The following is a 21,468-nucleotide window of genomic DNA, read 5'->3' on the forward strand; positions in this document are numbered from 1 at the left end:
CGGAAATTTGAAGATGCCCGCTTATCAGAAAATTTAAGAAAAATTTTGTATACCCCGATCCAAAGATCCAAAGGTATATCCCTGTTTTTAGATCTTTTCGCTCTAAACTCCCCTGAACCCTTTTAAAAAAGTCTTGACATTCCCACGTAATCAGATCATATTGAAATAAAAGCGGGCATAACTCAGCTGGTAGAGTATGAGCTTCCCAAGCTCAGAGTCGCGGGTTCGAATCCCGTTGCCCGCTCCAATTTTAATTTTCTCTATTTTATCTCCTCTTTTAATTCCTTTACTTTCTTTCATATTTATTATCTACTTTTACTTTTTATCTCTCCCTTTATCTCCTCTCATTTACCTGACCATAAAGTATCGGTAACAAATTATTACCATTACCACCATAAATTTTTTATGGTCTATTACCAAAAATGGGGATATAATAGATAAAGATTAAACAACAACAAACTTTTTAGCACCTACCCAGATAGGATGGTACAGACAAAGGGGCCTATACCCACCTTCAGAGTACTGGCTTTTGGCCTGGGAATTTTCTTAGGAAGTTATCTTCTTTTAGTTGCTTCCCTGGAAGGGATTGCCGAGGAAAATAAGACTCTCCTGCAATCTCCTACTCCTCCTGTTGATCAAGCTGCAACCTTAACTTCTATATTGGAGACCTTGCAGACCGGATATTCTCCCCGTATGGTTCTAGGGGAGCCTATGGACGTGGAAGGTATTAAAATTATTCCGGTAGCTCTCATAGGGGTTGGTATTGGAGAACAAAAGGGAGATCAGGGGGGGAGTATGAGCCGGGGGGGAGGGGCTGTTATAAGCCCGGTGGGAGTGATTCTTCTCTCCTCCCGAGGGGTGGAATGGCTACCCGTTCAAAAAGGCCTTTTTACTCAATTTCTGGAAGGGGTCTCCTCTTTATTCCTTACCATCTGGAAGATGAGAGATTATGCCACCCAACCTTCTCCATCGGTACCCGAAAAGATTGTTTCCCCTCAGAAAACTCTACTGACCAGGCTTTTTTGGACCCTTCCCGACAGATTTCGATTTGGATTCCTTCCTGTCCCTTTGGGGTATCAACTGCTTTTTTTAATCAGTTGGGTAGGAACTGTAATTCTGGCGGGAACTTTTTTTTCCGGTTTTCTGAATCGGATCGGGTCTAGACTGTCCGAAACCCCTTTACGGGCAGGGTTATGGGGATTACTTAGTCTTTTACTAACCCTTTTAACCCTGCTCCTACTTACCCTTTCTATCATAGGAGTTCCGCTGATGGTGGTCATCGGTCTTTTGATGATCGGAGCCCTGTGGTTGGGTTTGTCAAGTATGGCTCTCCTTACCGGACAAAGAATAGCCCTTTCCCTGGGAGGTCGACCTTTGTCCTCTCCAATAGCGGCACTTCTCGGAGCCGTTCTCCTGGGTGCCCTCCGTTTACTTCCCTTTGTAGGATGGATACTCTGGATGTTGTTAAGTATTTTAGGATTTGGTGCGATACTTTTAACCGTGTTGAGGAATCATACGGGAGAGCAAGGAGTTAGAGGAATACGTTAATCCCCCAGCCCCTGCTCCAATCCTGGAAAGATTAAAGAACTATGCTACATTCTCTCAAGATCCGTTCTACCCTGAGTCTAATCCTTTTAGGACTCCTGGGGTTCATTTCACCTTCTGAAATAATAGCCGAGGAAACAAAGCCTGTTCCCCCTCCCCCAACAGTTCCTGCCAGCACGATAGGTGCCTTATCAGATCAAATTCAAAAAGTTCTATCGGCCAATGCAACCTTAGGACAGCCTATAGAGATCAAAAATAGAACCATTGTTCCTGTGGTTAGTATGGCATTTGGTTTTGGTTTTGGTTCCTGTACGGGTTGTTCTAAAATGGAAGCGGAAGGAGCCATGCTCAACGGGGGTGGGGGGGGTTGGCTTAGTCCCCAATCTCTGTTGATCATTACAGAAAATAAAGTAGAGGTTATGGAAGCCAAAACAAGTATGATAGGAGAAATAATCAAATCGCTGACCCCTATTATTACAGAGGCTATCAAATCCAGGCAAGGTAGAACCCAGCCACCCAAAGAAGAAACTCCTCAAAAACCTCCCCAGTGAAAACTTACAAGGAAGGTTTTTATCATTGATTCCTGGTCATCCAAAGGGGCCCGAGGATATGTGAGCTGATGACCTGACGGGGTTATACTATTTAAACCTTCCTTTTACAAGGAGGAAGGGAAGATAAAAAAGGTTTCAACCTGCGGATTTAATATTCATAAGCCTGTAAGGGAGATTCAGGTAATCTTTCAAGGTTTTCCAGTTTTGTTTCCCAGGGCTTCGGCCAGGATTTTTCCGGCTTCTGTTAAAGTATATCTCCACTCTTTAAAATTGCCTTTGTCTTCGGTTACATAGAAGGCTTTAAAGTATTGGGGAATTCCTTCAATTCGATCATTATAAAAGACCGAGTAGCATAAATCATGGAGGTAGTGCTGGGTACATCCTGTAAGGGTCTGGAGTTGACTGGTTGTAAGTCCTGAGGGATTTTCATAAAGAAGTAAAATAATTTTCTTTTCCAAATTATCAAGCTGATGGACGGCCTTTATCATTTAGATCACCTCCATGAATAATCTATAATTTTTTAAAACTACTTTCACTGGGATCAATTTTCGTGAGTTTTTATTTTTAAAAGTTTTTCAGGCTATATCGGTTTTCAACATCTTAACTTGTAAATCTTTAGAAACGTATACTATTTTATAAAAACACTAACTCAAACAATCGGACCTTCCTTTTAGACATTTCAAAGTCTTGGGATGGGTTTCAGCGATGAGTCTTCGATTTTAGATAGGGGGAATTTAGTGTGATACCGATTCGTGATACGATAAGATCTCGAGAATATCCTTTTACGAATATAACCCTTATTTTGATCAACGCCCTCGTTTTTTTTTATCAACTCTCCTTAGGAAGGGAAGTGGATGCCTTAGTATTACATTACGGGTTGGTACCGGCCAAGTTTACACTATCGGCCAAATGGGAGGTGGATCCGGTGTTTCGGTATTTACCCTTTTTGACGTCGATGTTTCTCCATGGAGGCTGGATTCACTTTATCGGCAATATGTGGTATCTCTGGATCTTCGGAGATAACGTGGAAGATCGCCTGGGCCATTTTCGATATTTGATTTTTTATTTGCTTTGTGGCTTTATTGCCGGATATGCCCAATATATTACCCACCCCCTTTCTACAGTCCCCATGATTGGGGCAAGTGGGGCTATTGCGGGTATTTTAGGAGCTTACTTAACCCTTTTTCCCCATTCTACCGTAATTACCCTGGTTCCTGTTTTCTTCTTTTTAACTTTAGTAGAAGTTCCGGCCGTTGTGTTTTTAGTCTTGTGGTTCCTCATGCAGTTCTTGAATGGAACCATTGCCATTACTTTTGTCAGTCAGGCCACCGGCGGAGTTGCCTGGTGGGCTCATATTGGAGGTTTCTTAGCCGGATTTTTTCTGGTTCACTTTTTTAAAAGGCGGCGAGTTCCCAGATATTATGAAGATGAGGCCTGGCCTTCCTGGTAACCCAGGGATTTTAGAAAGGAGTTGAGTTATGGGAATTCTTGATTTATTTTGGATTTTCTTTATAAGCTCTATGATAACTCCCTGGCTTCAGCAGAAGATCTTAGAAGCAAATCGGGTGAGAATTCTTCAGAAGTTGGAGAAAAAACGAGGTTCCAGGGTCATTACCCTGATTCATCGACAGGAAACCATGAGCCTGTTGGGATTTCCTGTTATACGTTATATCGATATTAATGACTCTGAAGACGTACTGCGGGCCATTCGACTCACCCCGGATCATATGCCCATCGACCTGATTCTTCATACCCCGGGAGGACTGGTTCTGGCTTCTGAACAGATTGCCCATGCCCTCTGTAGGCATAAGGGAAAAGTTACAGTGATGGTTCCCCATTATGCCATGTCTGGCGGAACCCTCATAGCCCTGGCAGCTGATGAAATTCTCATGGATGAAAATGCGGTACTGGGACCCTTAGATCCTCAACTGGGAGAATATCCCGCCGCCTCCCTTTTGGCAGTAATAGAACAAAAACCCCTCCCGGAATTGGAAGATAAAACCCTTATTCTGGCGGATGTTGCTAAAAAAGCCATGAAACAGGTACGGCGTACTGTTAAAGAAATTCTGGTAAGTAATCAAATGGAAGAAAAAAAAGCCGAAGACCTGGCCATTCTTCTGACAGAAGGGCGATGGACCCATGACTATCCCATCAGTTGTGAAGAAGCACAAGAATTGGGCCTACCGGTAAAAAGAGACTTACCTGAAGAAATTTATCTGCTCATGAGCCTTTATCCGCAGCCGGCCCAAAGACGGCCTTCTGTACAATATATTCCCATTCCCTATCAGGAAAAGGAGAAAAAAAAGTGATCAAAACCTCGCTCTACAGGGTTTTTTAAAGATTTTAAAAAAAAAGAAAAATTAAAAATTTTGCAAAAAAAAACACGAAAGGTAAAAATAATTGATAACTTTGTGATTCTTTCTTCGTTTATTCTTCGCCTTTAAAATTTATAAGAGTTGAAAAAATAAAGAGTTATATGTAGATTGATAAATGGAAAGGTTGAAAAACTCAGAAAGAAGTTTCCAGAACTTCCTCCTCGGAGGGAAGAGAAACCTGATAAGGGGTCAACCCCATACCTCTCAGGGAAGTTCTGGAGCTTCTTTCCAAAATCTGACTAAGGGTTAACAAGGAGGTGATGAACTATGGTACTCACACGATGGAATCCTTGGAAAGAACTTGCCTCTCTTCATACCGATCTGGATCGTTTATTCGACCAGTTCTTCGGCCGAATGGAAGGGAGTGGGTTCATGCCCAGGGCAATGCTAAGTAGTGGAGCTTGGCAGCCTGCTCTGGAGGGATATGTAAAGGATAATAACCTGATTGTGAGGGCTATAGTTCCAGGCGTTGATCCCAAAGACGTCAACATCTCCATTCATGGTAACACCTTAGTCATCAAGGGCGAGCGGAAGGCCGCTGAAGGGATCGAAACAGAAGATTACTACTTCTGCGAGATCCCCTATGGAAGCTTTGAGCGAACGGTAACGCTGCCTGTGGAAGTGGATGTGGATCAGGTCCATGCCACTTATAAAGATGGGTTGCTGGAGATCTCACTCCCGACCAAGAATTTCATAGGCCGGAAGAAAATCGAGATCCAGACCGAACCTACCCAGGTAAAAGAATTAAAAGCTGCTTAATCCACAGGGTTTCTCTTCCCTCCGGTATCACCCCAATAAGGCCTACAGGTTCTTACCTGTAGGCCTTTTTTTGTAAAAATCCCCTGACTCGATAATAATCTCGATAACAATAATGAAAAAGGTTTGCAGTTTTAAAAATAAAATCTGAATCTATCCTGTAGAGGAATACCAGGTCAATAGGGAAATGAGATAGAAAGAATAAAACCAACCCCACCCCGGACCTCCCCCATGCAGGGAGGGAAGGGGAGGGATTGCCTGTTTGAGGACCCTGCAGGAGCACCTCTATCCAGCATGCAGCCTCTTCAGCGGGCATGGACAGGATACGACTTCTTCAGTCAGAAGGGGTATTATTTTTTGCATTCTGTTAAGGCTTTATATTCATAAAGAATCAGAAAAAGGAGGATATCTATGAAACAGTTTTTAATTCTTAGTTTGACCGTGGCATTGATAGTAATTCTTGACGGGGCTATCCCGGCCCAGCAACCTCAGGAACCAGAGCAACATCATCCGCAACCGGCCCAAAGTCCTCAGCAACCTCAGCCTTCTCAACTTCCTCAACCTTCGGGACAACCCGGGAGCCCGATGGGACCTGGTATGATGGGACCCGGTATGATAATGGGACCTGGTATGATGGGGGGAGGGATGATGGGACCCGGTATGATAAGAGATATGGGAACCCTGATGGGTAATATGTCTTCTGTACTGGAACAGATTTCCAAAAACCTGGCCCAGGGAAATATAACTCCGGATATGGCCAAGCAGATGTCTGAGGATCTCAATGAAATAGCCCAAATGATGCGGCAAATGTCTGAAATGATGGGTGGCGGAGCGATGATGAAGCGGATGATGGAGCGCATGTTGGAGATGCAGAAGAGAATGTCCGGCATGAAACAACCTTAATCAAAAAATTCTGTAAGCCCCGATAGATAAGGCATCTGTTAAAAATCGGATGCCTTATACCCATTCCCCGTTAAAAGGCTGCCTGAAGAGTAAGGGTGATTCTTTAGGATCATCCTTCAACAGGGTTATCACACCCTGTTACCCCTACGGGTTAGATCAAAACATGGAACGGGTAAAAAGTTGAGAAGAAATATCAAAAGCTCGAAGGGGAAACAGCAACAAGGCTTAAAAAGGAGGGTTTATGAGGCATAAAATTTCAAACTATTTAATCCTGTTAACTGTATTTTCAATAGTATCGGGAATTACGTATCTTCCCCCCCTAGCCGGTTCCTCAAAAGAAGTTTCTAAAGAGCCTTCGAACGATCCGGCTGATGAAGCCCTGGTTCAACGGTTTGAGTATCTAAGCAAACACGGCAATTCATCTTGTTCTCTATCGTTTCTTAACTCTATTCCTTCCATGCCAGATACAGCGCGTCTGCAGGGCTCATGCTGCAGTCCTATGAGTTTACATCGTTATAGCGAACAGATTAAAGGTCTAAAAAAATATAGCTCTATCCCGGAAATCCCATCGGATCCCTATGACATTGAGGTAAAACTTGCTAAAAAATTACTTACTTCGGACCGGAGCCTCCAATTGACTTCCGAGGAACAAAGGGCGTATGATTATGCGATGCAGCACGCTGATGAGGGGGGACCCTGTTGTTGTAAGTGTTGGCGATGGTATGTATACAGTGGGTTGGGCAAATATTTAATTCGAAATTATAAGTTTACAGGAGAACAGGTCACAGAAGTTTGGAATCTTTCAGATGGGTGTGGAGGGGGCGACAAGTCCGGTGGGCATCACCATACCTGATGTCTATACAAGAAAACACTTGAAAACATTATCGACCATAATCTGGAAGTATATGTATGCGCTGAACGAGAAAGAAAGCTTTCAGCATCGGGAGGTTTCTTTTCCAACTCCTTTTGGATTGCCTCCTGAAAAGCTTCAAAACCCAGGGAATAGAGTGGTTTCCTGTTCACAAAAAAGGTGAGAATTCTGCTGGTCTGGACCTCTTTACCTAACTCTACTTCCTTAAAGTCTCTGGTGTAAGCTGGGTTTCTACATCACAGTCTTAGGTAGGTTAGACCTCTTGATCTCCAGCTATCAACCGATCTTGGTAAGGGTGATCATTCCCCCTTGCATGTGCATGGGCTTATGGCAGTGAAAGAACCAATCTCCTGGGTTATAGGCGGTGAATTCGATATCTACCGAACCCATATGGGCCTCCACATCCACACTATCCTTCACGATAGGAGCAGAAAGTTTCTGGCCGTTTACTGCCAGGACCTTGAAGGACTGGCCATGTAGATGCATGGGGTGGGCTTCCATACTGTGGTTAAAGAAACGAACCCGGACCAGGTCCCCCTTCCGGAGGCGTAGAGGCTCGGTCTTGGGATACTGCCTGCCGTTGATAGTCCAGGTATCAGAGCCCATCATCCCGCCGCTTAGGGTAAGGTTAAAGGTTCGTTCCTGCCCGAAGGGTTTTGGCAAGATTTCCTTGCCCAGACCTAAACGGTAGTGCCAAAGGTTCAAGCCGGTTATCCCCTCTGGTGGCCTGTCTGGTTCTATTCCTTCGTATCCATCGTATACTACCAGGACCCGTTCACCTGCAGCAGGATGGCCGGGCTCGGCACAAAACAGGAACCAGGTACCGGGTCGGTTTGCTACGAAGAGGGCATCGTATCGCTCGCTGGGGGCAATGGGTATTGCATCCACCTCTACAGGTTGCGCCAATGGATTCCCATCTGTGTGGGTTACCTTCAAGCGGTGTCCCGCCAGGCGGAGGACATGGGTGTGGTCGGCACTTGCGTTGATAATCCGAAGCCGGACGCGTTCTCCTTTGTGGACGTGAAGGGGTTCGGTGGCAGGATAGGCCTTTCCGTTAATGGTCAGGGTATCGTAAATGGGCCTCTGTCTGCTACCCATCATGCCACCCATTCTATCTTCCATTCCTTCACGATCCATCATGTTCTCCATCATCTGGCCCATCATGCCATTCATCATCCCTCCCATACTACCACGACGGCCTGCGGTCCCTGCCCGTGTGCTCGGGAGTGGGCGTCCTATCCCGGTGGCCCAGTCGTCGAGAATCAAGGTGTACTCACGATCGAAGGTGGGTTCCTTTTCCTCCGCAGGTTCGATGATGAAGGGGGCATAGAGACCCAGGTCGAGCTGTCGATGCTCCTGGAAGTGGGTATGGTACCAGCGAGTCCCTGCAGGTCGGGCCTCGAACTCATAAACAAAGGTCTCTCCGGGCCTGACGGGATCCTGGGTGATTCCTGGCACTCCGTCCATGGGATTGGGCACATCCACCCCATGCCAGTGGATGGTCGTCGATTCAGGAAGTGCATTCTTCAAGACGATCCGAACCCGCTCCCCTTCCTTGAGACGGATCTCGGGACCCGGAATCTGACCATTGTACGCCATGGCCTTGATAACTTTACCCGGAGCCAGCTCCCAGTCCACTTCCCGTGCCTCCAGATAGATCTCTCGGATTCCAACAGCACCCTTCTGTTGCCTGACACCCTCCTGTTCCAGGAGCAGGGCTCCATCACCAGCTATGAGGGCCAGAGTACCTAATCCTACCCGTCCAGATATTTTTAGAAACTCTCGCCGTGAGAAAGACTTCTCCTTTATTGCTGTTATTCCGGCATTATCCCTTAAATGCCCTTGATCTTTCATGATTCCGTTCCTCCTACTTTCTATGGAAGGTTTATTCATTAAAAGGTTCCTCCTGCCTTCTCCCCCCCCTCAGGGATAGTTTTTTCTAACCGGATCCCCTTTCCGTGTCAGGAAGGAGGGACTCACAGATTGCCTGGGTTCTCGCTTTCTCTCCCCCTCGTTTTCCATAGCGCCAGGATAAGAAGGTTAACCTCAGCGGGGCGACCTGTTTCACAGGCCGCTCCTCCGGAGCTTGAAGAAAATTCTGAAGACTGAATCCCCCGACTTGCGTTGGAAGCTACCCACAGTTCGCCCCTGACAGGGCTTCTTATCCTTCTCCTGGCGCCTATGCCCTCGTTTCTCCTTTCCCAAGTTGGGAGAAGGGGACAGGAGAAGAGGGGAAAGGGGAAGTGAGAAAGGTAAGGGTTAGCTCCTCTCACCTTGAATCAACCTTCTAAAAAATTTTAGGGCATCCTCGGAATCCCACTCTTGAGGTCCTATAACTTTCAAAACCAGTATCCCGTTCTTATCTACAATAAAGCTTTCGGGAACCCCGGTGGTTGCATAAAGTTTTTTTATCTTTCCCGTGGGATCCAGCAAAACGGGGAAAGTCAGATGATACTTTTGTATAAAGGGTTCAACAACCTGCTTTCCCAAGGCATCGATGCTGATCGCCAGTATCTCAAAATCTTCTCCTTTTAACTGATCATAAAGCCGTTGCATGGACGGCATCTCGTAAATACAAGGAGGGCACCACGTGGCCCAGATGTTGATAAATACCACCTTGCCTCGATAATCTGACAACTTTCTTTCTGAATCATTTAAATCCGGGAAAGTAAAGTCCGGGGCCAAAGACCCTATTTTAAGAGGTTCAGGTTTTTGAAGGGTTTTTGAGCTTTTATCCCTCTGTATAAAAGCCAGCGCAAACACAGTTAGAACCAGAAGGATCGGGCTGATCACAAGGATCAAAATTAGCTTTTTCTCCATACCTGATGCGGTCATATTCCAACAAAGTTGAGATTAGCCCGGACTTCCACTTTTCTCCTTTTAAAGTTTGAAAGTAGAACTTTTTGTCTCCCTTCAGGCTTTTTAAGTTAGCTGGCTTCAAGCTACCTCTGAAGCCAGGGCCATCTGATAGTTTCTGGGTTAAAAATTGTAGGACCTATCATTTTACCTTCCATAGTCACATTCTTCTTTTGCTCTGCAGTGAGTTTCGACAGATTTTTTTCCAGATCCGGAGTTTCCTGTAAGAGAATCAGTTTGCCATCGGGTGTTTTAAGGACATGGGCGCCATGGCCTTCCCCTCCGGGGCAGACTCCAGGCTCAAGTTTTACACCGGTATCTGTTGGCAATACACAATAAATATGACCGGTAAGGGTCTGGGTTTCTTCTGCAGCCATGGTTACGGCTGCTGTGGAGATCAAAAGAATTGCACTTATAGTGGATATAATTTTTTTAAAACTAAACATGGTTACTTACCTCCTATTTGTCGGTAATTCGGTAAAAAGGTTAAAAAGATCTTTCCTTACTTCCGATTTTTTAATTTAAAGGGCTCTTCTCCAGGGTTAGAGATCTTCCCTCTTCTGACTCTATACAGGTAGAACTAATCTGTAACCTTCCAGTGCGCTCCCCCATCCGAGCTTTTGAAAACCTTTCCATCGCTACTTCCTGCATATAATACCCGGGTTTCAGGGTGAATGACCAGAGTTGTAATGTTGCTTAACCCTTCCCCCACTCGATTCCAACTCCGTCCCTTATCCTGGGATTTATAAACCCCATCTTTCATTCCCACGTAGAACACCTGAGGATCTTGGGGATCCAATATAAACGTATAAACCGTTTGGTTTGCAGGTAGACCACCCGCTTTGCTCCATCCTCAAAATCAGTCCATGCTTAGATAAAGACCATCGGCTGTCGCAGCTATCAACCAGATTCCTCCCATTCCTGTGGGGACGTTGGCTACCGTTAGGGTCTTTACATCAGCAGGAGGCCCATCGTCCACCCGTTGCCAACTCGCTCCTCCATCCTTGGATCGGTATAGCCCTTTATCTACTACCCAGGCATGAAGCCGTTTATCCGTAGGATGAACGGAGAGTCCATGGACATCGCTACTGGGAAGTCCATTTTTAACCGTCTTCCAGCTTATCCCTCCATCGGTACTCTTAACTACCCACATGTCGTGGCCCGCTGCATACATCACTTGAGGATCTGTCGGATCTAGTACTAAAGCCATAAAGTCAAAGTTTTTAAGATCCCCTTTGAGATCCAGCTTTTGCCAGGTTTTTCCTTCATCGGTGCTTTTATAAAGTCCATGATGAGTTCCCTTGAAAAGGGTATTATTCTTGGGGTTAAGAACTAAAACATGGAGATGCTCCATTTCGGTCATCTCCATCCTATGACTTTCAAGTAAGGAGGATTCCTTCTCTTGGGCAGAAACTTCCCTATTGAGAGCCAAGAAAGAGATCCTTCCTCCAAAAACTGCCATAGTCAACAGGGTCAAGATTAACCACAGATTTTTTCTCATCATTTTTTCATATCCTCCCTTATAATTCAGAAAGCAGTAGGCCATAATGACTGGTCACCTTTCGCCTTCTACCTTCTGTTTTCTGCTTTCTATTTATTGCCAGGTGTTTCCACCATCCTGACTTTTAAGAATGTTTCCCCTGGCCGTTAAAGCATAAACCCTCCTGGATTCTACAGGATGCCGGGCTAGAGCCAGTATGTCTTCCCTAACCCCTTCTACAGGACTCCAGCTTAACCCCTCATCCACGGTCTTAAGCATCCCTTGTTGCGTCCCCCCTAAAATCACCTTCGGATTTTCGGGATCTATCAACAAAGAAAATAACGGCTTCTCAGGGGATCTCTCCCTGACTGGCTGCCAGCTAAACCCTCCATTACGGGTCACTAAAAAACCGGCACTGGTTCCGGCATAAAGGGTTTCCGACTTTTCCGGATGAACGGCTAAAGACCACACATTTATCTTGGCTAACCCCGGGCTGATCAATGACCAGCGTTCCCCTCCATTCGAACTTTTAAAGAGGCCTACACCTACTACCCAGATATAGACCTCCTGGGGATTATGGGGGTTAGAGGTCATGGCATGGACATCGGGGTGTTCAGGCAACCCTTTGACCAGGGAAATCCACCTCTGCCCTCCATCGAGACTTTTCATAATGCCGATGTCATGGCCACTGGCATAAATCACCTGATCGGATCTCTGATGCACATAAAGTCCCATCACATCGGTTTTAGTGGCTTCTCCGGGGACTACCTCCCAGGTTTTTCCTTCGTCGGTGCTTTTGAAAAGCCCTCCATGAGCCCCTACCAGGAGGGTATCTGGATCTCCAGCCAGAACAGCCAGAGAGTGGAGATGCTGTCCTTTGATAAGAAGTTCTTCTCTTCCTATAGCGCTACCGGAAACCTGAATACTAATCTTTAAACCAACAAAAGCCAGCACAAAGGTTATAATCAGACCCGTTATAATTTTATATAGGTTAGTATACCGCTGCATTTTAGATCGTTTCATCTTACTCTGTTTTCCCTTAGGTTCTTTCATAGGACTCTCTTTCTCCTTTCGCCCCGTCAGGACCGGCAGATACCGGCTTAATCTCCGTCACAACCTTTGTTTGGACCTTTTCCTCATTCATCTTGCTTTCATCCCAACCCTGTTCCCCTTCTCCAGGTAGATCCTTTCCAGCAGTCTCCTGGGCTTTTGGTAAGTCAGGCAATTCTTTAATTGATTTTGGGGAAAATTGTTCGGCAGATTTGTCCATAGGGGCAGGTTTTAAACCTGCTCTGACTCCAGGTGCCCCTTCTACTTCTGAAGACTGGCCTTTAGAGGGTTGCATCCTTCCCATCCTCCACATCATATACCCCATCATGAGAGGACAGGCCAGGGCAGCCAGGAAAGAAGCATTAATTCCAAATGCCCCCAGAACTGCAGCCCCTGCCAGAGGGCCCACACAACACGCTCCCATTTTGAGCAGGTCTTTTACACCCATTTGCAGGTTATTCGTACCTTGACTACTCTTATCATCCTCGTTCTTATTACAGCAATTCATAGTCTCCCTCCCCGTGAAAAGTTTAAGTTAGCAACACCCGACTCGATGACAAGATCTATAAGTAATCTGTTCTTCCGGCTCGGATCTGAATCGGGTCACTCCGGCTCGCTGAGCTCGAACCTCCTTAACATATTCTTCGGCATGCTCTTCTGAGCATAAGTACTCTCCGAATCGTTTAATGTTGAGATCTCGAACCTCTCGTCCGCAAATCGGACAATATCTTTCTGTGGTTTGAATGATCATCATTGTTATCTCCTTCCAACCCTGGAAAGGTGAAAGGTGAAAGTCCTTCTAACCTTTAACCTCTCACCCTGGGTTCATAACATCCAATAAAGAAAGGTATCATGAAATCCCGCCAACAGGAAAATGATCCCGGCTATTCGACGCAGGTACTTATCCAGATTTTTCATTTTTTTCACATAGGATTCAGCCAGCTCGGATCCAAAAAGAAAGATGGACGTGAAGACCAGGAGTGGCAAAGTGGTGCCCAGCGCAAAGATAGCCGGGAAGACCCATCCTCCGGTAGCGGATAAACTCAAGGGAATGACAACACTGAAAAACAACAGGAATAAGGTCGGGCAGAAAGCAAAGGAAAAAGCCACGCCTAGGAGAAAAGCTCCCCAGATACCTTGCTGTTGAGCTTGTTCTTTCAACCACCGGCTGAAACCTTGTCCCAGGGATATCCCTGGTTTAAACACCCCCAGCATATATAATCCAACCAGGATCATCAGGGGACCCAGAGCTTTTTTCACCACGATGATCACCGGGATGGAAAGGGCTTGGGCCTGAGTCCCAAAGAAGACCACCAGGCCCCCAATCAAGGAATACACCAGAACCTTCCCCAACAGGTAGGCCAAAGCAGTCCTGGCAGCCTGGAAAGGGTTAGAGAGTCGTCGAGATACATAGGCAATGGCGGTGGCATTGGTGGTCAACTGACAAGGGGCCGTAGTTCCTAAAACTCCCATGAGCAACGCGCTTAGAACCGGAATATTAAGGGCATCGCTTATTTTTGTAATGGGATCGGCAACCGAAGCATAGAATTTACTTAGAAAAGTGTACCACTCAAGTAACATGTCTCGCTCCTTGTTTATAGGTAATATCCCTTCCGAAAAGGTTATCTGATTACATAGGGGTAATTTTCTCGTTACCCTTAAACAGGGCAGTTCCAGAGAGTGTTGCTATAACAGGTTATACGGCTTATTTATTCAGAATCAGTATGAGATAGGATGCCGGCTTATTTTTCAGGTTTTTCAAGCAAATGGGCTATCAGCTTTCTCGGCTCATCCTTATCCCACAACCGTGCTCCCATAGCTGCCCCGATAATAAACCCCTCTGGATCAATCAAATACGTGACAGGAATTCCTCTTACTGCATAAGCCTTCGCTACCCTTTGCTCAGGATCCAAAAGTGCCTGGTAGCTGAGCTTGTGCTCCTCCATATAAGATTGAACTAAGTGGGCCGAGTCTCCCTGGTCGACGGAAATAGCCAAAACAATTAACCCTTTATCCTTAAATTCTTGATAAAGTTTTTCAATGGTTGGTTTCTCAGCGCGGCACGGGCCGCACCAGGTAGCCCAGAAGTTTAAAAATACCAGTTTACCCCGAAACTCCTTTAAACTAACCTCCTGCCCCTCCAGGTTTTTCAGGGTAAAGTCTGGGGCTTCAATTTTCTCCTTGAACTTCTGCACACCAGCTTTAACAAAGAGATCTTCTTCGGCTGAAGCTAAGAGCGTCTCGACTTCCACGGCCTGGGACTCATCTACCTGGAGACCGGCCGGTCTTTTGTCTGTTGTCCCTTGTCGGTTCTCCGTTGTCTGTTGTATCCATACCTTGACCTCTGACAACGGGCCTTTAATAACTGACCAGGAACCACTGATCAGCAACAAAAGAGCTATTCCACTGACCAGGATCAAGATAAAAATCCTTACTATGATTTTTTTAAGCATAAATATCCTTTCAGGCTGTTTTTAGGGAGTAAGATTCCCACATCCCAGAAAGGTCCTCAGAGGGTTCTGGGTCCATACGGTCATCGCCCTTTCAGATCCACTTCTATCGGTTTATTGGGATAAACCGGAGATCGTAAATGGGAGAAGGACCTTACTATCCTGCTTCTTTGGAAGCAGCCTGACTACCTGCAGGCTGGAACTTCCTGAGCAAGACACCCAACAACCTCAACTTAAAGGGATTGTGAGAAGAAAAAAGAAAAGTCTTAGGAAAAGCAGATTACGAGCTGAGGGGGTTTAAAAAGGGAATCGATAAATTCTGATAAATGGGGGATAATATCGGCAGGGGGTAAGAAAAAGAGAAGGATTAAGCCGAATAACATAAAAAGACCAACTTCAAGGACCAGGGTGTTGGACGATAGATTACAGTTTAAAGAAGGTAGGGAATGATAAGGCTCAAAGGTAGAAGAGCAGCACAGGTGCATAAATAAGGTTAGGTACATGCAACTAATCCCGGCAATCAAGAGCGCTAAGAGACCTATGCTTATTTGTTTTCTCCGATTTATCTGATCCATAAAATATCGACACTGGGTAATATAAACCAGCACCCCTGCATTCAACTTAGAATTTACTAAAGATTCTCCCCATGTCAAGTCCTTTTTTACTTTTTCTATAATGAATGAATTTTGTATAGCCCTTAGCTTTTTGCCCCTCTTCAAAATCCGGGATTTAGGTAATAGGCTAAGATTGTCACTGCCCCTGTTTTGCCATTTCAATGAAAGCTTTTGTAGCCCGGCTCAGGTGTTTACCTTTGCGGTAAACCATTTTCAACTCTCGCGAGATAGAGAGTTCCTGAACTTTTACGATCACCAAAACTTTTGCTTTGAGTTCTGTTTCGACTGAGAACTTCGAAAGAAAAGCAATACCGAGTCCACTCACAACAGCCTGCTTCACCGCTTCGGGGTTTCCCAATTCAACGGCTGCCTTGACTTGAAGGTTCCTGGTACGGAAATTATTCTCTATCACGGCCCGGGTAGCGGAACCTGGTTCCCGGAAAATCAGACGTTCCTTTGCCAAATCGATAAGTTTTATCTGCTGCTGTAATGCCAGGGGGTGGCTGGATGGAACAACCAGTACAATTTCATCTATGAGCCAGGGGATAGTTTCGACTTCCTCGTTAATCAGATGACCGCCCACAAAACCTAAATCAAATTCGTTTTTTACGATACCTTCTTCGACCCGACGCGTATTTTCAATGCTAAGGGAGATATCAATTTTTGGATAGACCCCTTTAAATTGGGTAATAATCCTGGGGATCAAATACATACCCGGGGTTGTACTGGCTCCGATTCTCAACGATCCTTGTTCCAAACCCTGATACTCTTTCATCACCTGCCGGACATTCTCCAGGTCCGCTACAACCCGTCGGGCATAGGGTACCAGGAGATGTCCGGCCTCCGTCAATAACACCTTCTTACCTGCCTGCTCGAAAAGTTTCACGCCCAGTTCCTCTTCAAGCTGATGAATACGTACAGAGATACTTGGCTGACTGAGGTGGATTTCCTCTCCTGCACGTGTAAAGTTTAAGTATTTGGCCACTGCCAGAAAAACTTCCAAATCCCGAATATCCATGATTCTTACCATTAAGAAAAACTATTATAATCATTTAAACAATTCATTTCCCTAATGATACATTAGAAGTTAATTTTTAAATCAGCAACGAAAATCTGTTCACGGTGAACGGATAGAAGCAGGCGAGGTATGGAGAGATCCCCTCTGCTTCTTAACGAGGAGAAATCCAATGGACACGTTGGTTCTAAACCATGAAATGATCATTCGGCTTAGCTTCTTTTTGGGCGTCTTTGCCCTTATGGCTACCTGGGAAGCCGTAACACCACGCCGCACTCTAACAATATCTAAAATTACCCGATGGATAAATAACCTGAGCATTGCCTTTCTCAATACCTTGACTTTACGATTGTTGCTTCCCATGGGAGTGCTGGGTATGGCTATTTGGGCCCATGAACAAAGATGGGGCTTTTTGAACTATTGGAAGGTACCCTACGGGCTGGCGGTCCTGGGTAGTGTAGTGGTGCTGGATTTGGTCGTTTATCTTCAACATGTTCTCTTTCATGCCGTTCCAGTATTATGGCGGTTGCATAGGGTTCATCATACCGATTTAGATTTTGATGTAACAACCGGAATTCGCTTCCATCCTGTTGAGATGGTTCTTTCCACAGGTATTAAGCTGGTGGCAGTATCGGTACTTGGTTCTCCTGTTTTGGCTGTGGTCATCTTTGAGGTATTACTCAACATCATGGCTCTGTTTAATCACAGCAACGTTCAAATACCCTTCTATATAGATCGAATTCTACGGGTTTTTGTGGTTACCCCGGATATGCACCGGGTCCATCATTCCGTGTTACGGCATGAAAGAAACAGAAACTTTGGCTTTAACTTGTCCTGGTGGGATTATTTGTTCGGTACCTATTGGGATCAGCCCAGTGAAGGCCATGAAAAAATGACTCTTGGATTACCCGAATTTCGAAATGCCGGGTACTTAACTTTACCCTGGATGCTGGCCCTACCTTTCGTCAGTAAGTCTGGCGAATGTGTTCTGGGTCGCTAAGATAGCGACTACCACCTTGTAAAGGTTGGTTTTAATATACCTTAAAAACCCCGTTAGGGGGATCTGCTTATAGCAAAACAGCTCCCCAACCTTATGAGAGGAAGCTCCGTCAGGAGCGACCGGTTCGGAACAGATCGCCGCTGGGGGGGGTCAAACGAGACGTCTGGGGAGTCAAACGAGACGTTTGACCTACTCCAAACCGTCAGCTCCTGACGGAGCTTTTAAGGATTTATCAAGATTAACTTTACAAGGTAGTACTTTGTTTACCTAGTTTTGTTTAACGTTTAAGTGGTCCTCACCCCCGGCCCCTCTCCCACGCTGCGGGAGAGGAGAGCTGAGGAGTGAAAGCAGCCCTATGAGGCCAAAATTAAGTAAACAGTGTAGTAGTCAGATTTTGGTATTTTTTTACAGGTTTAAAAGTTACACCCTAACGGGCATACGCATCCGGCTAAGAAGGGGAAAAGCCTTTTTTCGACCTGAACATCTCCTTTCCCCCCTCGAAGACATACGGGCCAGGATAAGGAGGTTAACCGTCCCCGGTTAACCTCCTTATCCTGGCCCGTATGGGGACAAAGAGGTGTCGTCTCATCCTTAACCGGATGAATATGCCCTAAGATGAAACCAGCCTATCAAAATAGGTAGGTCCTGTTTGCCTGCCAAGTATAAGCTGTTACTTCAACTCAGAAAGTTCTCCCTTCAAAATGCTGGTTACCAACAGGTTCCATTCTTCTTTGGAGAGTTTTACAAGATTTCCTTCCTCTCCAATATGGACTTCATCTTCATAAACTGTTACCGTTGGACAGGCACTACAGGCAGGGCACAGGGAGATAATTTGCTTAGCCTTCATGGGATTTCCCTCCTTTCTTTTTTAGATTATTCACCGTTTGGGTTTGTTCACGACCAGGAACCGGGGAATACCTCTGGATCTGGGGACAGATAGTTTCTCTTTCAGAAGTCCTCTCGTCTGAACATTCCCACCGATATAGAAGGTCTCGGAGATCCTGTTGGAGCGTCAGCAGATCTTTGATCTGAATATCAATTTCAGAGATTTTCTGACGGATCATCTTTTGAATATGGGAACAAGGGGTTTGTCCTCTATGATAAATGTCCAGAATCTGTTTGATCTCCGAAAGTGTTAATCCCAGTCTTTGAGCCTTTTTAATAAAAACTAACCGCTCCTGGATATCCGGGTCGTAAATCCGGTATCCGGACTCCGTTCGTATCGGCTGAGGAAGAAGTCCCAGTTCTTCATAGTACCGAAGCGTTTTTGGTGAAATTCCTGTGTTTTTAGCTACTTGTCCAATATAAAGTAGTTTCTCCATAGCTTTCCCCGATCTTCTGGATACTTTTAAGATAAACCTTCCCCTATACGGGAAGGTCAAGGGTTTTGTTAAATTTTTGAATGAATAAGAAAGATTAAAGTTGACAGATGGCAGATAAATTCTATCTTAAAGTTAGAATAGAAGTTTTTTAATTTACTTCCTTTATGCTTACACATTTTGTCCGTTACAGGTTTCTTTTAGTGGGTGTTATTCTGGTCTTTACAGTGGGATATCTGTGGTGTTTTATAAACCCGGAAGAAATAAAGGGCGAGCAACATAACGACTCCCACGGATCGGGTAATAATTTCTGCTTTCACTTCTATAATCAAACGGTTCATATTGAGATACCTCTCATCTTCCTTTCTATCATCTTACTTTTCACCTTTTTCCTATCAAATCTGGGTGAAATCCTTCCTGGTTTTACCTCTCCTCTCATCGAACCACCTAGATTCCTCCCCTTATAAGGCTTTTTAGTGTCTTTTTCCGGAAATTTCCCCTTTTTTGTTTAATAGAATTTTTATCTGGGGAGGCTTTTAACTTAGATCTGTTCTGAATAAGGGGTTTAGCTTTAAGAAGCCCCTCTTGCAGAGGCATTCTTTTTATGGATAAGTACCTTAAATTCTTGATAGGTGGGGTTATTTTAATTCTTTTTGTCACGGTGATAGGATGTTTTTTTGATTCTGAAGAACTAAGCTTGCAAGGGCCTAATCATGGATCTCTTCACTCCCCAGATGGATTTTGTACCAGTGTAGCCATCCCTTCGACAGCCTGTAAGGAACCCTTTTCTTTGTTTTTACTTTTCACTGTTTTATCCTCCCGTTTGGGTTCTATCCTGCCTGGTTTCTCCCGTCCTCAAATTCATCCGCCCGATATAATTCTAACTCAGCCATCACTATCCGATTTTTAGTTTAAAACCGGAAAGAGAGTTCGTTTATAGACCTATAAGGGTAAAGTATTTAGTTTGATCGCCTAAAAGGAGTGTTTAAGGGGTATTATGAGCAAAAAAATAGATAAATCTAGACTTTTTTATCTCTTGTTATTCATAGTCCTGATAGGGTTTTTGATAGGTTACTCTGAATCTCAAAGAACTTCCACGAGTAGAGTGACTGACCCTCAAGGTTCCGTAACGGAATCCCTATCGGTTACAGAAAAAAATGGGGATAACCATCTGGATAAGCATAATCCTTCAGAGGAAACCCGGCCAGATCACCATCATGAAAATTCGGATGCCTGTGGTGCCGGGAATACCCGGGCAATTCAATTGAGCCAGCAGGCCATGACCAGCCTGGGAATTCAAGTTGCAGAGGTCGATATCCGAACCCTTGTAAAAGTGGTCGAGGTACCTGGAATTATCAAACTTCCTCCTCAGCGTATGACTGGAGTGAGCCCTCGGATTTCAGGCCGGGTAGAAGAAATTCTGGTCAAGCCGGGAGATAAAGTGGAAGTGGGACAAAAACTGGCTACGCTTCGAAGCCTGGAAATTGAAAACCTCCATGTAGAATTGACCGAGGCTACTCATCGGCTCAAGGCTTTGGAAGCATCTCTGACCCTCCGCCGGGAGGTACTTCAGCGGGCCATTGGAAACGAACTGGAGCGAAATCGGATTGAGTTGATCAATGCCAGCAACAAAGTCAAACTGGCTAAACAGAGCATGGAGCGGGCTAAAAGTCTTTCTGATAAGATTCTTCCGGCCAAGGAAATTCAACAGCGAGAGTCAGAATACCTGATGGCCTTAGGAGAGTTAGAAGGCGTGAAGAAGAAGTTAAGGCTCTTAGGACTCTCAGATAAAGAGATTGACCGATTGAACTCAAAGGCCGATGGCAAATCGGCGATAGACAGTCTTTCCCTTTCTCCAAAGGAGCTTATTAAGAAGTTCACCCCCCTGGAGAGTAATGAAGCTCTCAATGAACTCCTTAATCAGGAGGCCGAATATCGGAGTCTTCAGGTAGAAATAGAAGGAAAGAAACAGCGGCTTGAGGTTTTAGGCCATCCTCCCCATCCGGGTCATCCGACCAAAGATGAAGCTATGGTTGATTTAACCTCTCCTTTAAGCGGAACTGTAACCAGCGTGGACGCAACATTAGGGATCATTGCAGAGCCCGGGAAAGTTCTCTTCCAGATTGTAGATCCTTCGGTGGTTTATGTGGAAGGAGATGTTCCGGTGGAAAATGTAGCTCTTTTCAGGCAAGGTCAGGAAGTAAGGGTTCGGGTAGCCAGTTATCCGGATGAGGTTTTTCAAGGTAAAGTCAATTATATATCGGATGTAGCCGATCCGGTAAAACGGACGATCCATATCCTGGCCGAGGTTCCCAATCCAGATCGGAAACTAAAACCAGAGATTTTTGCAACCCTTACGGTAGTTGTAGAGAAAGCCGTGGAAGCCCTGGCCGTGCCGAAAGAGTCTCTCCTCACCGAAGGGGTTGAGCGATACGTATTTGTCAAAAATGGTACGACTCTGGTTAAACAGAGTGTTGTAACCGGAATCAGCGATGATCAATATGTAGAGATCAAAGATGGGCTTTTCCCGGGCGATGTTATTGTTACCAAAGGAGCTTATGAGCTTGGCCTGGCGAGTACTCCCAAAGCAGTTCCTGTTGGAACGGATGGGCATGCACACACTCATTGAGAGAGACGCGGGGACAGAAAGATATAAGGACACGGAGTTTTGGGATACGGAGAC

Annotated in this window: 24 protein-coding genes and 1 tRNA gene; 10 read left to right on the forward strand and 15 right to left on the reverse strand. The window is 45.3% G+C overall.

Translation table 11 applies throughout. The annotated features are described in order from the left end of the window. Window positions 1-171: 171 nt before the first annotated feature. From VNM22_15860 to VNM22_15870, 3 genes are all read left to right on the forward strand, one after another. A tRNA-Gly gene (locus VNM22_15860) sits at window positions 172-247 on the forward strand. A gap of 236 nt (window positions 248-483) precedes the next feature. Then, window positions 484-1,548: a hypothetical protein gene (locus tag VNM22_15865; GenBank protein ID HWP48632.1), complete on the forward strand. Its 1,065-nt coding sequence runs from the start codon at window positions 484-486 to the stop codon at window positions 1,546-1,548. 41 nt (window positions 1,549-1,589) lie between these two features. After that, complete coding sequence (locus VNM22_15870) at window positions 1,590-2,096, forward strand: spore germination protein GerW family protein (protein ID HWP48633.1); 507 nt, start codon at window positions 1,590-1,592, stop codon at window positions 2,094-2,096. A gap of 188 nt (window positions 2,097-2,284) precedes the next feature. On the opposite strand, the gene VNM22_15875 is transcribed toward VNM22_15870, so the two are convergent. Then, entirely contained in the window at window positions 2,285-2,584 is a 300-nt protein-coding gene (locus VNM22_15875; protein HWP48634.1) for a hypothetical protein, read from the reverse strand. A gap of 251 nt (window positions 2,585-2,835) precedes the next feature. Here VNM22_15875 and VNM22_15880 point away from each other — a divergent pair, with 251 nt between their 5' ends. From VNM22_15880 to VNM22_15900, 5 genes are all read left to right on the forward strand, one after another. Beyond that, window positions 2,836-3,546, forward strand: a complete 711-nt coding sequence (locus VNM22_15880) for a rhomboid family intramembrane serine protease (GenBank protein HWP48635.1) — start codon at window positions 2,836-2,838, stop codon at window positions 3,544-3,546. Between the two features lie 28 nt (window positions 3,547-3,574). Then, window positions 3,575-4,405 carry a hypothetical protein gene (locus VNM22_15885; GenBank protein HWP48636.1) on the forward strand — a complete coding sequence of 277 codons (831 nt, stop codon included), beginning with the start codon at window positions 3,575-3,577 and terminating at the stop codon, window positions 4,403-4,405. A 333-nt stretch (window positions 4,406-4,738) separates the two neighbouring features. Next, entirely contained in the window at window positions 4,739-5,230 is a 492-nt protein-coding gene (locus VNM22_15890) for an Hsp20/alpha crystallin family protein (GenBank protein HWP48637.1), read from the forward strand. A gap of 408 nt (window positions 5,231-5,638) precedes the next feature. Next, window positions 5,639-6,130, forward strand: a complete 492-nt coding sequence (locus tag VNM22_15895) for a hypothetical protein (protein HWP48638.1) — start codon at window positions 5,639-5,641, stop codon at window positions 6,128-6,130. A 241-nt stretch (window positions 6,131-6,371) separates the two neighbouring features. Continuing rightward, complete coding sequence (locus VNM22_15900; GenBank protein HWP48639.1) at window positions 6,372-6,983, forward strand: hypothetical protein; 612 nt, start codon at window positions 6,372-6,374, stop codon at window positions 6,981-6,983. A 294-nt stretch (window positions 6,984-7,277) separates the two neighbouring features. Here the strand turns inward: VNM22_15900 and VNM22_15905 are convergent, their stop codons facing one another. The 11 genes from VNM22_15905 to VNM22_15955 form a co-directional block, all read right to left on the reverse strand. Continuing rightward, window positions 7,278-8,855, reverse strand: coding sequence for a multicopper oxidase family protein (locus VNM22_15905; GenBank protein HWP48640.1), 1,578 nt, complete (start codon window positions 8,853-8,855; stop codon window positions 7,278-7,280). Window positions 8,856-9,260: 405 nt separating this feature from the next. Next, on the reverse strand, window positions 9,261-9,821 hold the full coding sequence (locus tag VNM22_15910) for a TlpA disulfide reductase family protein (GenBank protein ID HWP48641.1): 561 nt from the start codon (window positions 9,819-9,821) through the stop codon (window positions 9,261-9,263). Window positions 9,822-9,943: 122 nt separating this feature from the next. Further along, window positions 9,944-10,303 carry a hypothetical protein gene (locus tag VNM22_15915; protein ID HWP48642.1) on the reverse strand — a complete coding sequence of 120 codons (360 nt, stop codon included), beginning with the start codon at window positions 10,301-10,303 and terminating at the stop codon, window positions 9,944-9,946. 134 nt (window positions 10,304-10,437) lie between these two features. Further along, complete coding sequence (locus tag VNM22_15920; protein HWP48643.1) at window positions 10,438-10,626, reverse strand: hypothetical protein; 189 nt, start codon at window positions 10,624-10,626, stop codon at window positions 10,438-10,440. Window positions 10,627-10,716: 90 nt separating this feature from the next. Then, a complete protein-coding gene (locus tag VNM22_15925; protein HWP48644.1) occupies window positions 10,717-11,361 on the reverse strand; it encodes a YCF48-related protein in 645 nt (214 codons plus the stop codon). A gap of 90 nt (window positions 11,362-11,451) precedes the next feature. After that, on the reverse strand, window positions 11,452-12,390 hold the full coding sequence (locus VNM22_15930; protein HWP48645.1) for a hypothetical protein: 939 nt from the start codon (window positions 12,388-12,390) through the stop codon (window positions 11,452-11,454). Next, entirely contained in the window at window positions 12,377-12,895 is a 519-nt protein-coding gene (locus VNM22_15935) for a hypothetical protein (protein ID HWP48646.1), read from the reverse strand. The genes VNM22_15930 and VNM22_15935 overlap by 14 nt, the downstream gene beginning before the upstream one ends. A gap of 27 nt (window positions 12,896-12,922) precedes the next feature. After that, window positions 12,923-13,141 (reverse strand): hypothetical protein, encoded by a 219-nt coding sequence (locus VNM22_15940; GenBank protein HWP48647.1) that lies wholly within the window; start codon window positions 13,139-13,141, stop codon window positions 12,923-12,925. Window positions 13,142-13,212: 71 nt separating this feature from the next. Beyond that, window positions 13,213-13,968, reverse strand: a complete 756-nt coding sequence (locus VNM22_15945) for a sulfite exporter TauE/SafE family protein (protein HWP48648.1) — start codon at window positions 13,966-13,968, stop codon at window positions 13,213-13,215. Window positions 13,969-14,129: 161 nt separating this feature from the next. Further along, on the reverse strand, window positions 14,130-14,840 hold the full coding sequence (locus VNM22_15950; GenBank protein HWP48649.1) for a TlpA disulfide reductase family protein: 711 nt from the start codon (window positions 14,838-14,840) through the stop codon (window positions 14,130-14,132). A 747-nt stretch (window positions 14,841-15,587) separates the two neighbouring features. Next, window positions 15,588-16,469, reverse strand: a complete 882-nt coding sequence (locus VNM22_15955; protein HWP48650.1) for a selenium metabolism-associated LysR family transcriptional regulator — start codon at window positions 16,467-16,469, stop codon at window positions 15,588-15,590. 169 nt (window positions 16,470-16,638) lie between these two features. Here VNM22_15955 and VNM22_15960 point away from each other — a divergent pair, with 169 nt between their 5' ends. Further along, window positions 16,639-17,466, forward strand: coding sequence for a sterol desaturase family protein (locus VNM22_15960; protein ID HWP48651.1), 828 nt, complete (start codon window positions 16,639-16,641; stop codon window positions 17,464-17,466). Between the two features lie 670 nt (window positions 17,467-18,136). Here VNM22_15960 and VNM22_15965 read toward each other — a convergent pair. From VNM22_15965 to VNM22_15975, 3 genes are all read right to left on the reverse strand, one after another. Then, window positions 18,137-18,313 carry a hypothetical protein gene (locus VNM22_15965; protein ID HWP48652.1) on the reverse strand — a complete coding sequence of 59 codons (177 nt, stop codon included), beginning with the start codon at window positions 18,311-18,313 and terminating at the stop codon, window positions 18,137-18,139. Further along, entirely contained in the window at window positions 18,303-18,788 is a 486-nt protein-coding gene (locus VNM22_15970) for a heavy metal-responsive transcriptional regulator (GenBank protein HWP48653.1), read from the reverse strand. Before VNM22_15970 ends, VNM22_15965 begins: the two co-directional genes overlap by 11 nt. A gap of 197 nt (window positions 18,789-18,985) precedes the next feature. Beyond that, window positions 18,986-19,126 carry a hypothetical protein gene (locus VNM22_15975; GenBank protein ID HWP48654.1) on the reverse strand — a complete coding sequence of 47 codons (141 nt, stop codon included), beginning with the start codon at window positions 19,124-19,126 and terminating at the stop codon, window positions 18,986-18,988. Window positions 19,127-19,782: 656 nt separating this feature from the next. Between VNM22_15975 and VNM22_15980 the strand changes: the two genes are divergently transcribed. Further along, window positions 19,783-21,414 carry an efflux RND transporter periplasmic adaptor subunit gene (locus VNM22_15980; GenBank protein HWP48655.1) on the forward strand — a complete coding sequence of 544 codons (1,632 nt, stop codon included), beginning with the start codon at window positions 19,783-19,785 and terminating at the stop codon, window positions 21,412-21,414. Window positions 21,415-21,468 lie beyond the last annotated feature (54 nt).

The organism is Candidatus Limnocylindrales bacterium (genome assembly GCA_035559535.1).
GTDB lineage: Bacteria > Moduliflexota > Moduliflexia > Moduliflexales > JAUQPW01 > JAUQPW01.